Annotated in this window: 15 protein-coding genes; 8 read left to right on the top strand and 7 right to left on the bottom strand. The window is 59.5% G+C overall.

Annotation, left to right across the window (positions count from 1 at the left end):
* The first annotated feature begins 105 nt into the window (after positions 1-105).
* A complete protein-coding gene (locus JAO73_RS01480; protein WP_198975392.1) occupies positions 106-636 on the top strand; it encodes an RNA polymerase sigma factor in 531 nt (176 codons plus the stop codon).
* A gap of 1 nt (position 637) precedes the next feature.
* Here JAO73_RS01480 and JAO73_RS01475 read toward each other — a convergent pair whose 3' ends face one another.
* Genes JAO73_RS01475 through JAO73_RS01460 form a run of 4 tightly spaced genes read right to left on the bottom strand, consistent with a single transcriptional unit; the run spans position 638 to position 4695 of the window.
* Positions 638-2026, bottom strand: coding sequence for a DUF389 domain-containing protein (locus JAO73_RS01475; RefSeq protein ID WP_198975391.1), 1389 nt, complete (start codon positions 2024-2026; stop codon positions 638-640).
* A gap of 9 nt (positions 2027-2035) precedes the next feature.
* Positions 2036-2959, bottom strand: a complete 924-nt coding sequence (locus JAO73_RS01470) for a mechanosensitive ion channel family protein (protein WP_198975390.1) — start codon at positions 2957-2959, stop codon at positions 2036-2038.
* An 11-nt stretch (positions 2960-2970) separates the two neighbouring features.
* Positions 2971-3414 (bottom strand): hypothetical protein, encoded by a 444-nt coding sequence (locus JAO73_RS01465; RefSeq protein ID WP_198975389.1) that lies wholly within the window; start codon positions 3412-3414, stop codon positions 2971-2973.
* A gap of 45 nt (positions 3415-3459) precedes the next feature.
* Positions 3460-4695, bottom strand: coding sequence for a cation:proton antiporter (locus tag JAO73_RS01460; protein WP_198975388.1), 1236 nt, complete (start codon positions 4693-4695; stop codon positions 3460-3462).
* Between the two features lie 340 nt (positions 4696-5035).
* On the opposite strand from JAO73_RS01460, the gene JAO73_RS01455 reads away from it, so the two are divergent.
* The gene (locus JAO73_RS01455) at positions 5036-5350 is read left to right on the top strand and encodes a helix-turn-helix domain-containing protein (RefSeq protein WP_198975387.1); all 315 of its coding nucleotides are present in this window, start codon (positions 5036-5038) and stop codon (positions 5348-5350) included.
* Between the two features lie 21 nt (positions 5351-5371).
* On the opposite strand, the gene JAO73_RS01450 is transcribed toward JAO73_RS01455, so the two are convergent.
* Complete coding sequence (locus tag JAO73_RS01450) at positions 5372-6271, bottom strand: S24 family peptidase (protein ID WP_198975386.1); 900 nt, start codon at positions 6269-6271, stop codon at positions 5372-5374.
* A gap of 99 nt (positions 6272-6370) precedes the next feature.
* Here JAO73_RS01450 and JAO73_RS01445 point away from each other — a divergent pair, with 99 nt between their 5' ends.
* The 6 genes from JAO73_RS01445 to JAO73_RS01420 all read left to right on the top strand — a co-directional run bounded on the left by JAO73_RS01445 (position 6371) and on the right by JAO73_RS01420 (position 12379).
* Entirely contained in the window at positions 6371-6658 is a 288-nt protein-coding gene (locus JAO73_RS01445; protein ID WP_198975385.1) for a hypothetical protein, read from the top strand.
* Between the two features lie 25 nt (positions 6659-6683).
* Positions 6684-7613, top strand: coding sequence for a hypothetical protein (locus tag JAO73_RS01440; RefSeq protein WP_198975384.1), 930 nt, complete (start codon positions 6684-6686; stop codon positions 7611-7613).
* A complete protein-coding gene (locus JAO73_RS01435; protein WP_233168623.1) occupies positions 7498-8349 on the top strand; it encodes a hypothetical protein in 852 nt (283 codons plus the stop codon). The genes JAO73_RS01440 and JAO73_RS01435 overlap by 116 nt, the downstream gene beginning before the upstream one ends.
* A 5-nt stretch (positions 8350-8354) precedes the next feature.
* Positions 8355-8735 carry a VRR-NUC domain-containing protein gene (locus JAO73_RS01430; RefSeq protein WP_198975383.1) on the top strand — a complete coding sequence of 127 codons (381 nt, stop codon included), beginning with the start codon at positions 8355-8357 and terminating at the stop codon, positions 8733-8735.
* Positions 8736-8855: 120 nt separating this feature from the next.
* Complete coding sequence (locus JAO73_RS01425; protein ID WP_198975382.1) at positions 8856-9872, top strand: AAA family ATPase; 1017 nt, start codon at positions 8856-8858, stop codon at positions 9870-9872.
* Positions 9873-9988: 116 nt separating this feature from the next.
* Positions 9989-12379, top strand: coding sequence for a S8 family peptidase (locus JAO73_RS01420; protein ID WP_198975381.1), 2391 nt, complete (start codon positions 9989-9991; stop codon positions 12377-12379).
* A gap of 84 nt (positions 12380-12463) precedes the next feature.
* On the opposite strand, the gene JAO73_RS01415 is transcribed toward JAO73_RS01420, so the two are convergent.
* Together JAO73_RS01415 and JAO73_RS01410 are read right to left on the bottom strand one after the other, a co-directional pair.
* Complete coding sequence (locus JAO73_RS01415) at positions 12464-12928, bottom strand: M15 family metallopeptidase (RefSeq protein WP_198975380.1); 465 nt, start codon at positions 12926-12928, stop codon at positions 12464-12466.
* A complete protein-coding gene (locus JAO73_RS01410) occupies positions 12915-13091 on the bottom strand; it encodes a hypothetical protein (RefSeq protein WP_198975379.1) in 177 nt (58 codons plus the stop codon). Before JAO73_RS01410 ends, JAO73_RS01415 begins: the two co-directional genes overlap by 14 nt.
* Positions 13092-13419: the final 328 nt, after the last annotated feature.

Below are 13419 nucleotides of genomic sequence, written 5' to 3'. Positions count from 1 at the left end.
CCTGGCCCCCCTTTTGGGCTTTCCTATTTCCGGCCCCCGGGGACTAACTTTAACGGTATCGGCGGCGTACAAGCGGGACGCTACACTTCTTCGCTGCCGTTGCCAATGCCCACCACCGATGCCGCCCTGGTGCAGGGACTACTGGCCCACGAAAGCCGGGCCATGACCCTGTTCTATCACCAGTACCGCCCGGCGCTCTACAGCGCCATCCTGCGCATCGTTCGCAACCGGCAGAGCGCCGAAGACGTGCTGCAGGAAAGCCTGGTGAAGGTCTGGTTCGCCATTGCCTCCTACGACGAAACCCAGAGCCGCTTGTTTACTTGGGCCGCCAAAATCTGCTGCAACACGGCCATCGACCACGTGCGCACCGGCCGCTTCCGGCTGACGGCCCGCACGGCCTCGCTGGAGGACAGCGCGGCGGCGCAACATGCCGCCGCGGCCGGCTTTCAGCCCGAACACATCGGCGTGGCCGAACTGCTGCATGGCCTGCGGCCCGAATACCGCCAGGTGATGGAACTGCTCTACCTGCGCGGCTACACCCAGGTAGAGGCGGCCGAGGAGCTGTCTGTCCCGGTGGGCACGGTCAAAACCTGGGTTGGTCGCGCCCGCTGCCTGCTGGCGGTTCAACCCCTGTAGCTTAGCGCACTCCTTTGCTACCCGGTTGGGCGGCCTCGACCAGGACCTGCACCGGCTGTTGCCCGCCGGTCCGCAGCCGCAGCCACTGGCGCAGGCGGGTCTGCTCTGCGGCCGGCAGCGGGCCGCGCGTGCGCACCTGCACCACCAGCGTGGTGTCGGCCCGCAGCGAGTCGGCGGCGGGCGTGGCCAGGCGGCTCAGGCCGAGCTGGCGCACGGCCGGGTGCTCCACCTGCACTTCGCGCAGCAGGGCGGCCGCCGAAGGCAGGCGCGGACCGGCCGCCACGGAATCGCGCTGGCCCAGCACCTGCTGCAGCTGGGCCAGGCGGGCATCGTAGCCGGCCATGGCTTGCTCGTTGTGGCTGCGCAGGTCCTCAAACAGGCTGCTGCGTAGGGTCTGCGCATCGGCCGAGTCGATGTGGGACAGGCCCTGTCGCACCGTGAGCTGCGTCCGCGCCAGGCGGTATTTGCCCAGGCTGGCGCGGGCCGTGGCCAGCTGCGCGGGCGTGAGCAGCTGGCCCGCCAGCAGCACGTTGATGGTGCGCGGGCCGGCCGCCACCCGGTGCGTTACCACGTAGGTCCCGGGCCGGTTCAGCTGCTCTTCCACAAACCGCTCCGCGTTGTGGGCAAACACCGTGTTGCGCACGATGCCGGCGGCCAAGTACACGCTGGGGCCGGCCGTGAGCAGCGCCACCGCCCAGATGGCCCATTGCACCCGCCGCCCCTTGGGGCCGTGGGCGAACGTGTGGTGCGGCAGCGGCAGCAGCCGCGCCACCAGAAACGTGGCCAGGCTGATGAACACGCAGTTGATGGAAAACAGGTACAGCGCCCCGCCAAAGTAGGCCCAGTGCGCCGTGGCCAAGCCGTAGCCGGCCGTGCACAGCGGCGGCATCAGGGCCGTGGCGATGGCCACGCCCGGCACCACGTTGCCCCGCTCGCGGCGCGTGAAGCCGATGGCCCCGGCCGCCCCGCCAAACAGGGCAATGGCCACGTCCCAGGTGGTGGGCGTGGTGCGGGCCAGCAGCTCGGAGCCGGCATCGGTGAGGGGGGTGAGCTTAAAATACGCCGCCGACACCAGCAGACTGATACCGGTCGCCACCAGCAGATTTTTCACGCCCCGCCGAATCAAATCGACTTCCACGGTGGCCGCCCCGAAGCCAATGCCCACAATGGGCCCCATGAGCGGCGAGATGAGCATGGCCCCGATGATAACGGCCGTGGAATTGACATTCAGCCCCACCGAAGCCACCAGAATGGCAAAGATGAGCACCCACAGGTTGGTGCCCCGGAAAGCCAGGCCCTCCTCCACGTCGGTCATGATTTCGGCCGGCTCGGCCATGTCGGCGCTCAGGTCGAAGTGGGCGTGCAGCCAGCGGAGCAGCGGAAAATTCATCGGCAAAAACTAGGGTTGGGGCGCTTCGGTGGCCGGCGCAGCAGCCGGCGCCGGGGCGGCGCCTTGCAGCTCCACGCGCAGCACGGGCAGCTCTTTGGGAAACTGAATTTCGGTGATGTCGGCCGGCAGGCTCACTTCGGCGGCGGCCATGAGGGTGTTTTTCACCCGCGTCATCACCCGGCTGCGCAGCTCCAGCACGCCGCGCCGGTACTGCTCAGAGGCGGCCCAGAAGAACACGCGCAGGTTGACGGTGCTGGTGGCCAGCTCCTCCACCACGGCAAAGGGCTGGTGGCCGTCGTCGCTGAGCACCTTGGGTTCCTGCCGCACCTGGTCCAGGATGATTTCGATAATGTGGGCCGGGTCGGCGTCGTAGTCGATGCCCACCACAAAGTCCTGCCGGATGTGGCCGTCGCGGGTGAAGTTGGTCACGGGCTCCTTCAGCACCAGCGCGTTGGGCACGTAAATGTCCTTGCCGTCGAAGGTTTTGATGCGGGTGGTGCGCAGGTTCAGTTCTACCACCCGGCCCAGCATGTCCTTCACCTGAATGCTGTCGTTGATGTAAAACGGCCGGTTGAAAGCCAGAATCACACCCGCCAGGAAGTTTTCGGCAATGTCCTTAAAGGCAAAACCCACCAAAAAGGCCGACAAGCCCAGCCCGCCCAGCAGGCCACCCACCACGCCCGAAAAGCCTACAATTTGCAGGGCCACCAACAGGCCGCCCAGCACCAGCAGCCAGCGCCCCACCTGGGTGAGGAAGTTGGTGAGCAGCGGGTCGGCCGAGTGGGCCGCCAGCCGGCCGGCCAGGTAGCCGCGCAGCCGGCCCGAGGCCAGCCACACGCCGGCCATCACGGCGGCGGCCACCAGCAGCCGGGGCAGCACGTACAAAAACTGGGTCCAATACGTGTGCGCGACGGCCGTGAAATCCTGGAGCATAGCGAACAGTGTTAAGCCGTTGGTGTGGTGGTCGCTGCAGCGGTGGGCGAATCTTTCAGCCAGTTAGCCGCTTCTTCCAACTTGTCGAACACCGCCACTTTCACGTAGTGGCCCAGGTCGCGGAGCACATCTTCGGTGTGCAGGCGGCGGGTGGGATGGAGGCTGGGCAGCACGGCGTAGCGGATGGATGGTGGCGGCGGGGGCACCGTGTTGGGCAGCCACTCGGTTAGCAGCCATTGCTGGTCGGGGGCGTCGAAAGCAGCGGGCATGGCGCGGTGGTCGGCCAGGATGCCGGTGAGGCCGTGGCGGGCCAGCAGGTTGGCGGCGTGCACGTAGAGGGCCCGCAGCTCGGGGCCACTCATCGGCTCGCCGGAGAAGTGCAGGTAGACAAAGGAGCCGGGCACGAATAGGACCGAGCCCACGGCGTTGGAAAAATAGAGTTGGGTGGAAAGCACAAGGAATGGGTTAGTACAGCTAAGAGGAGCCCGCGCCGGGAGCATTTAGGCCCGGTTCAGCCAGCTCAGCAGTCGCTTTAACGTAAGGCCTTGCACCACGGCCGAAAACAGCACCACGGCAAAGGTCATGGGCACAAATACCTCGGGGTGCAGCGCCGGCGGCAGGCCCAGCGCCAGGGCCAGCGAAATGCCGCCCCGCAGCCCGCCCCAGCTCAAAATGGCCAGCGTGCGCGCCGGCAGCTGCTTGGAGAGCCCCAGCAAGCGCGTGGGCACGGCCAGCGCCACGTAGCGCACCAGCAGCGCCAGCACCGCTGCCGCCAGCCCCAGCCCGAGGTAGAAGGGGCTGAACCCGACCACCACCAGCTCCAGCCCCATCAGCACGAAGAGCACGGCGTTGAGCACCTCATCCAGCGCCTCCCAGAACTTCTCCAGGTAGTCGCGCGTGGTGTCCGACACGGCCTCGGAGCGGCTCACGTTGCCGATGATGAGGCCCGCCACCACCATGGCCAGCGGCCCCGACACGTGCAGGTGGTGGCACAGCGCGTAGCCCCCCATCACCAGGGCCAGCGTGAGAATCACTTCGGTTTGAAAATGGTCGATGGTTTTAATCAGCTGATAGCCCAAGTAGCCCAGCGCGGCGCCGGCCAGCAGCCCGCCCCCGGCCTCCTGCAGCAGCAGCAGGCCCACCGAACCCGCCGTGGGCGCGCTGCCGGGCGTGGCAATTTCGAGCAGGGTCACGAACACCACCACCCCGAAGCCGTCGTTGAACAGCGACTCGCCCGCCAGGTTGGTTTCAATCTTGGGGTCAAGGTCGGTGGTCTTGAGAATGCCGAGCACCGCAATGGGGTCGGTGGGCGCGATGAGGGCCCCGAACAGCAGGCACGGCAGCAACGGCAGCGGCGCACCCGCCAGCTGCAGCAGCTCATAGGTGCCCAGCCCCACCAGGCCTGTGGCCAGCAGCACACCCAGCGTGGAATAGGCTGCGATGCTGCGCCACACGGCTTTCAGCGCTTCCACCCGCACGTGCAGCGAGCCGGCAAACAGCAAAAAGCTCAGCACCGAGCCCATCAGAAACTCGGTGAAATCGAACTGCACCAGCGTGGTTTTCACCTGGGCCGCGAAGCCCGGCACCACCTGGCCCACGGCCAGCACTCCCACCGCGGCCACCACCCCCAGCAGCAAAAACATGATGCCCGCCGGCTGCCGCAAAAACCGGGCATTCAGGTACGAAAACAGGCCCGCCAGGGTGAGCAGCGCGGCCAGAAAGGAAAATAAACTCATCCTTGCCTAACGCCGTGGTTGACGAAGAGGTTATCGTTTCATTCTGGCGCGAAACCCGGCCAGCGTTGGCTTTTTGTCCCTCCACATCTATTAGCACCGCAGGCTTATCCCCTGCACCAAGCACATAGCGCTGCCATCTGCTGGCAGTTTCGCTGAAGCCCCTCCCCACAATACAACACCCTACCAATACCCACACCAACTAGCTAATGCCCGCCGTTTCATGCGGGCCCACCGCCCTTTCATGCGGACTTCGTGCGCGTTTCATGCCGCCGATTGAACCCGCATGAAAGCCGAACTCCCTTTGTGCCGTCGCTGGCCCACACCCCCAGCGCCGCCCCACATGGAGCCTTTCATCCTTAGCCCCGTCCCCTACGCCCAGTTGCTGGAGGACATGCGCGCCATCATCCGGCACGAAACCACTCAGCGCCCCGCCGCCCCAGCCCCCGCCGACGCTAACAGCCCCTCCGACCTGCTCACCGTGCAGGAGGCCGCCGAACTGCTCGACGTCTGCCCCCAAACCATTCACGAGTGGAAGCGGCGCGGCCTGCTCACCTACCACAAGATGGGCCGCCGCACCTACCTCAAGCAGGCCGAGGTACTAGCCGCCCTGCAGAGCGAAAAGCGCACGGTGAAGCCCAGCGCCAAAAGCCGGTAGCCATGCGCCCCTTTCGTTCGCTTACTGCCCGCGCAGCTGCGCCGGCTGCTGCACGTTCTCTTCTAGGAAGCGCCGTACCTCGTGGTAGTCGTGGCCCAGCAGTTCAATCACTTCCTGCAGGCGCTCCATGGTTTGCACCGTCTTGTCCATCGGCCGGGCCGGAATGCTCGTCGAGAGGTAGCCCCGCACCATCCACAGCTGCTGAATGTCGGCCACTGGCAACCGGTACGGCTCGTAGCCCGGGTTGTCGGAGTGCAGCTCAAATGTGTCGTCCGCCTCGGTAATCACCGCGCTGATGCGCTTGAGCAGCAGGTTTTCCGACGTCACTATCACGTAGCACTCCCACGGCTTCAGCAGGTCCTTGCGGTCCACCACGCTGCACACCACAATGTCCTTGTGGCCAAACGTTGGGCTCATACTCGTGCCCGATACCTCAAAGGCCCGGTACGTGCCCCATTCAAAGCCCGGCAGGTGATAGGGCTTCATGTCTTGGAGGTAAACCGCCTCGTTGCATAAAGATGGGTAGCCCGCCTGTGCCGTCAGTGGAACCAGCAGCGTGTTTTCCTTGCCATCCCGGTCCACCGTCACGGTCAGCACCTTGAAGTTGCCCAGGTTCTTCCATGGCTCCGATTGCTGCTTGCTTTCCGCCGCCTGAGCCTTGCCGCTCGCCTTCGCTGGCTCTGCCTCCCCACCGCGCACCATCGGCCCGCGGCCCATCACCAGCCAGTCGGCTGATAGCTCCGGCCACACCTCCAGCATCTGCGTCAGCGTGTCGAAACCCGGTTTCGCGTCGCCGCTCAGCAGCTTGTATATTTTTCCACTTTTCTCATCACCCATTTTCACCGCTGCCTGCCTGGCAGTCAATTGATAATGGTCGAGCACTTGCTGCAAACGCTGGCTTACGTGGGCTGTGGGTTCCATAGTCTTCGTCATTTAATACACCGGATGCGCGGCCATTCGCGTATGTTTGTACACAGTTCGCACCGCTTTACGAGACAAATGTACTAAATTACAAACAAAATGGAACAGATTACTAATAACCGGCAAACAAAAGATACTAACGAGCAAACACCGACCCTGTTTCAGGTCTACAAAAGACTCGGCGAACGCAACCGCGCCGCCAAGAAAGTAGTGGAACGCTTAGCCGAAAAAGGCACCGTAGTAGCCATTAGCACGGTTTACAACGTCATCTACGGCCGCTCCAGCCGCGCCGACATCACCGAGCAGTTCCTCAACGTGGCCGCCGAGATGCTCGCCCACTCCAAAGACTTGCAGGCCCGCACCGCCGCCCTGGCCTCCGCTGAATGATAGTCCCGGCCTCCCCACCCCCGCCATGAACTTCATCCGCCACATCCGCCTGGCCCTCGAGCTGCTGGCGAACCGCGCCGATGCCACCCCGCACCACGTCAGCCTCTACATGGCCCTGTTCAGCCAGTGGAACGACGAGCGGTTTCCGGAATCGGTGATGCTGGTGCGGGCCGAAGTCATGCAGGCCGCCCATATCGGCAGCGCCAGCACCTACCTCAAGTGCCTGCGTGAGCTCACGGCCTACGGCCTCATCACCTACCAGCCCTCCCGCTCCGAATACCGCGCCAGCCGCTGCCTCATGCACGAGCTGCAGCCCGTCCAGCTTGCACCACAGCTTGCACCAGAAGTGGACCAAGCACTGTACTCAAAACCACCCGCAGCTCGCACCAGAAGTGGTGCAAGCACTGGTGCAAGCCGTGGTCAAGCCGTAGTCTCTTTTGATAAACAGGTAGAAACTAAAGGAAACAAGAACAAACCCGTTCTATCAATCAAACCAGATGAGGCGGCAGCACAAAAAAAAGAGGGCTTCGCTTCTTCCCCACCGAGTCAGCTTTTAGAGCCAGACGATTCCGAGCTGACAGCCACAGAGCCAGCCTCCAAAGGAAAAGTTGCGCGAAAAGGAAAGGCCCCCACGCCCCGCCGGCCCCAGCGCCCCGAAATCCCTTTCACGGAATCCGAGCTGGCCGACCTCCCGGCGTTCATGGCCGCCTTCGACGGCACCGACTACGCGCTGGCCGACCTGCGCTTCTACCACGAGAAAATCCTGAACTGGCGACAAAAGGGCGAAGTGCCCCGCCGGCGCGATTGGCTCGCCACCTCCAAGCAATTCTTCCTCAACGATGTTGCCGAAAACCGCCTTAAGCTCGCCCCTGGCGTCCAGCCCCACCAGCCTGGCGCCACCTACGCCGACACCGGAATCCCAACTACTGGCTACCGTTCAAGCCGTTGGGATTAGCGCCCTGGCCCGCAGCAGCACCCCCGAGCTGCGCGAGATGCTGGCCGACATCAGCATCGGCCTCACCAAAGCCCAGGCCTTCAGCGCCCCCAAAATCTTCCAGCTCACCCACCGCCTCGGCGAGCGCGAAGTCGTCAAGCTGCTGGTGGTCGTCCTGCGCGCCTTCGTCGACTCCCTCCGCGTCAAAGAGAAGCCCGACGCCGCCGACCTCATCGAGCTGGCCAGCACCCTGGCCACCACCTACACCCACGACAGCCTCAAAGACATCATCCTGGCCCTCAAAGAAGCCCGCACCGCCGGCACCAACTTCTTCCAGGCTCTCGACATGAGCACCCTCTACCGCCTCGTCGCCGAATACTTCGACCGCAAAGCCCAATACCTCGAACACCGCCACCTCGACCAGAAAGCCACCGGCGCGAGCAAGCAGGCCCAGGACGTGCAGCTGCTCGGCGATTCCGCGCCCCGCCTGCTCGAGCACGTGGCCCAGCAGATTCCCGCCGACCACCCCAACGCCGACGCCCTCCGCCACAAGCTCACCATCACCAAGGCCCGCGAAGCCCGCGGCCTCATCACCCCCGCGCAAGCCGCCGCGCAGCGCGCCGAAGCCCGCCAGGCAACCCAGCGCAACCCCCGCCCCGACTGGCAGCCCACGCCCGAAGCCCAGCAGCAAATGGCCCAGCGCCACCACCACGAGAACCAGGCCCTGCTCCAACGCTACCGCACCCCCAACCCGTAACCGCCATGGCCCTCGCCAAAAAGCACGACCAGCTGCCCTTCGACCTCGGCCATCTCTACGCCGCCGACATCACCGGCGCCATCCTGGCCTTCCTCACCCACCACGGCTACACCGTCTGGCGCCAAAACACCACCGGCATCTACGACGCCGCCAAAGCCCGCTGGCGCGTCAACCCTCAAAGCCGCCGTGGCGTCCCCGACATCATCGGCTTCCGCAACCGCGACGGAGTATTCATCGGCGTAGAAGTGAAGGCCGGTCGTGACACCCTCCGCGACGAGCAGCGCACTTTCCTCAATGAGCTGAGAGCCGCCCACGGCCTGGCCTTCGTTGCCTACGATTTCGCCCAGTTCCAACAGTCATTCGAAAGCCGTGGCCTTCACTACTGAGTAGACCAACTAAGATTTGCGAAGTGATTTGAGATTCTAAATTTACAAATCTATCTGTGCTAGCTTGCGACTAATTAGCAAGCTTTTCTGTTTCCGAATAGCTAATAAGCTGTATACATCGTGAAATCAGATACACTGAAACGTCTCTTTCGTTCTATTCAGCTGCGCCCTAGTCCTGAGCTAGTTAGCGTGGCTAGAGGAATCGTGGATGAGGAAAGGAAAAAAGGGCATTTACTTCTTGTAATGGAGCTGGAGGGCTTACTCCACGCTGCAGAGCAGAACCAAGCTGCTTCGCCCAGAGATAATACCATTTCCGCTCGTCGTTCCACCGCGATAGGGCAACTTGCGGAACTTCCTGTTAGCCGGCGGCATCAACAGCCATTGCTGAAGGAGGTACCTCGCGATGAGTTGAGGCACCATATGATTTTGCCGGAGCAGGTAGAAAAAAGATTTAATAGGGTAGAGCGAGAATATGTAAGCCGAGACCGGCTTGCTGAATATGGACTTGTACCTCGTCGCAAAGTTTTGTTGTATGGGCCTCCGGGTTGCGGCAAGAGCATGGGAGCAGAGCGGTTGGCTTGGAATATTGGGTTGCCATTTTTCAAGGTGCAATTTGACACCCTCGTTTCTTCCTATTTAGGAGAGTCTGCGAGCAACCTGCGTTCCATTTTCGATGCTACTCAGCAGCAACCTTGTGTATTGCTACTTGATGAGTGTGACTTTATTGCCAAGTCCCGCACCTATGGTCAAGATGTAGGCGAAATGTTTCGTTTGGTCAATATGCTACTTTTCCTTTTAGAGGAGTACCAAGCACCAGGTCTGTTAGTGGCAACGACCAATCTAGAAAACTCACTTGACAAAGCGGTTTTTCGCCGTTTTGATGAAGTTCTAGAAATACCGCGCCCGGGTGTGATGGAAATTGCCCAGCTACTGCGAAATACCCTAGGTGCTTTGCCTGTTAGTAAAACGCTCAATATTCCCAGCTTCTCCCAACAATTAATAGGTTTCTCTGCTGCCCAAACTGTTAAAATTGCACAAGATGCCGCAAAACTATGTGTGATGTCTTTGCATAAAGAAGTAACTATAAAGCATCTAGAGCAAGCCTTGCTTGAGTTGTCTACCATTGAGAACCAGTAGTTCTTATGCCCGAATTCCCGCATCTGCAATTTGTACAGGCTTATCCTGGAACTTATAAATATTCGGGGGGCGGGGGACGAAAGCCCCAAGAACTCTCTAAGATTAACCTGCAGCGAATGCCCGACCATGGCCGGGACCTCAAGGCAAAAATCGAACAAGTTAGCAGAGACTGGATTACATATCTCGAAGAGTACAATGACGGCGATGCTACTGGTTCAGCTGCACTAAGCTATGTGCCGTTGTACCTGCAAATTGACCCTAATATGCTCGAAGAGGATACACTTCGAGGGTGGGGGATTGATGTAGTGGCGGTTGAACCGGGAGGATACATACTTGGGGTAGCTACGTCCGCAGACTACCCTAAACTACGGGCCAAGCTAAACACCATGATTAGCGGCAGTATGGCCGGGGTAAAGCAGATGGCCTACGTGTGGGACATTTCATCCCGTGGCGCTAGTATAGACAGTATTGTAAAAGATGAACAATTATTAGGGCGCTGGGGCACGATTGAAGATGAACGTGAAATTTGGATTGAAGTAGACGTTTCCTTAGACAAGCCTTTTCCTCGGAAACCCGAAGAGGCTACTAAAAGGCAAGAAAATGCTTGGCAAAAGGAAGCGGAAGCTTGGTTTAAGCATAAAGACGCTTGCGTAGCTGAACTAGAAAGGTTAGTCAAAAAATATGAGGGCGAGGAAATTAGCCAAATAGACCAAAATGATACTGTAACTTATAAACTCAAGGTTTCTGGTGTTTGCCTGAAACAATTAGTCTTTGTGCCTCACGTTTTCGCCATTGTCGAGTATGACCTTGGTGCTGAATTGATAGAAAGGGAAGATGCATCTTTTGGAGAAGTATCTGTCACTGTTGTGCCTCCTTCGCCTAACGCACCTAGGGTTTGTGTGATAGACAGTGGTATGCAGACAAGGCACCCACTTTTAGGAGCTGCAGTAGAGCATTCCGCATCTAGAAATTACGTCCCAGGAGAATCAGCAACCGCGGTGGCCGATTTGGTGCGCACCGGTGGGCATGGAACAAGAGTTGCAGGCGCGGTGCTCTACTCCTCCGATATTCCCGCAGATGGCACTACCGTCCAGCCAATTGCTTGGTTGCAGAACGCTCGCATTCTTAATAGGGGCAATGTGATGAATCAGCGACTTTTTCCTCCTGCTCTTATGAGGAAAATTGTGTCGGATTACTCGGGGACTAGACTGTTCAATTTGTCCGTTCAAAGCCAAAAACCATGTTTGACAACACATATGTCAGCGTGGGCTGCCGAAATCGACAAATTGAGTTTCGAAAATGACGTGCTTTTTATAACGAGTGCTGGTAACGTGAGTTCAAATGACCCACTTTCTTTCCGGCTCGGTATCAAACAGCATATGGATGCAGGGCGTCCATACCCCATTTATCTTGCGGAGGCGTCTTGTCGAATAGGCAACCCTGCTCAAAGCTGTCAGGCACTGACCGTTGGGTCAGTGTGCACTGATAGACTTTCCTCCTCAACGCATACCTCATTTGGTGAGCGGAATATGCCTTCGGCATTCTCCCGCACGGGTTTAGGTATGTGGAACATGATAAAACCAGATGTTGTCGAGTACGGGGGGGATTTTGCCCTAAGTATATCTGGCGATTTAACACCGCACGATGATGTAAGCCCTGAGCTGGTCACTTCTACCATGTACGGGCTGCCCATTGTTACTCGTAAGGCTGTTGGGACCTCCTTCGCTGCTCCGAAAGTTGCACACATTGCAGCAGCACTAGCTGCTGCTTTTCCATCTTATTCAACTCAGCTTTACAGGGCCCTTATAGTGCAATCAGCGCAATGGCCTGCGGCACTTGACTCAGACCCTTACGAAACCAAGCTGTTTCATTTAAGAACCCTTGGTTATGGTGTTCCCGACAAGTCGAAATGCCTTGAAAACACAGATTCCCGAATCACATTTATAAAGGAAGGGCGTTTGGCTAAGAGCAATGCTCACATTTACGAAGTTCAACTTGACCGGCTGAATGGGTTAGCAGATGACACTCTTTACCGTATAGAAGTCACTTTAGCTTATGCTGCTCGGCCGCGACGTACACGGCAGACAATGTCCAAATACGTTTCTACTAGGTTGAAATGGCAAATGGCAGACTTAGGTCAGTCTTTATCAAGTTTCTTAGCCACGGTAGACGTTACGCTTGCTCCAGACTCAGATTTAAGGGATTCTGAAGTGAATGATGGTTCGACCCCAGATACTGTTCAATGGGAGATTGGTGCTGCCGTTAACCGCGGTGTCATCTCTCATACTGTGAGCAGATTGGGCAGTACCCTTCAGAAAGATTGGACGGTTGTTGAAGGATTCAAATTGTATCGGGAACGCCTGCTATTTGCTGTTACAGGTCATGAGGGTTGGGATAAGAAGAGCGGAGAAGATGTGCCTTATGCCTTCGTAGTCTCAATAACTTCTTTGGCTGGCGTTCCTATCTACGAACGATTGAGCGTAGCCAATTTGGAAGTTGAAGTTTAATTCTCCAGTTCACTGCAAAAAAACAGGCCTGTACAAGCAGGCCTGTTTTTTTTAACTTCTTAACTATTCCAATTTAGTCTAGCCCTACACCTCAAAATGCGGCCGGTCCTTAAACCCCGGCCAGTCGCCGCCCCAATGCACCCGCGCATCGGCCGCCTTCATCAGCCGTGCAAACTTGCTCAGCAGCAACCCCGACCACGACACCTCCCCATCGGCCAGCAGAAACGCCACGTCCAGCGCTGGCGCCGGCAGCTTATTGTGGTTCGATTCGCCCCCACGCTTGTAAGTCACGATAGGCCCCGGTTTGCTGCGCCCCTGCTTATAAAGCTCATCCTGACGCTCCGGGCTCCGGTAGCATTCCGTCACGATGGGCAGCCCAGCCAGCCGCAGCACCGGGTCGCCCACCCAGCGGGCCAACGCCTGCTCATACGCCGCCCGCAAGCTCGGTACCGCCTGCGCCAGCCGCGCCGCCTGCACCTTGGCCCCTACCGAGCCCAGCACCGGCACCACCCGAACCACGGGCGCAGCTTTCAACTTATTCGGCTGCATCGGTCGAAGGAGTAGCAGCAGGCGCCGGCTGCTCAACAGGAGCAGGAGAAGCAACCACGCCCACCGCCGGCAGCTTCACCACCGACTCCGGCTTTTGCAGCATCTTGCGCACCGTGGCCACCACCGTCACAATGCCCACCACCACCTGAATAACGACGTGCACAAACGTCTCAATTTCATTCGCCGTGGGTGGCGTAAAGGCCGACGTTCCAATCTCCCAGACCGCGCCGGTACTGAGTATCTGGCCAATATGACCAAGTTTTGAGCTGCTGAATAACATAAGGCAAGGGCTTTGTAGAATTTGAATGCTGTTTGTACAAATATACGCACAAGCAAGGCCTTCCGATACAGCCTAACCAATCCCCAGCATATTGCACTATTCAGGGCGTACCCCCTGCACTCCCGCTGGTCGTTCCGGGGTCGGGCCATGCGCCACTCCGCTTCGCTGCGGCCCTGCGGTCAGCTCCCTTCGCTCGCTTGGCTCCCATCCC

The organism is Hymenobacter miniatus (genome assembly GCF_016427455.1).
GTDB lineage: Bacteria > Bacteroidota > Bacteroidia > Cytophagales > Hymenobacteraceae > Hymenobacter > Hymenobacter armeniacus.
The sequence above is the reverse complement of the archived record's forward strand: the minus strand, read 5'-3'. Positions and strand labels throughout refer to the sequence as shown.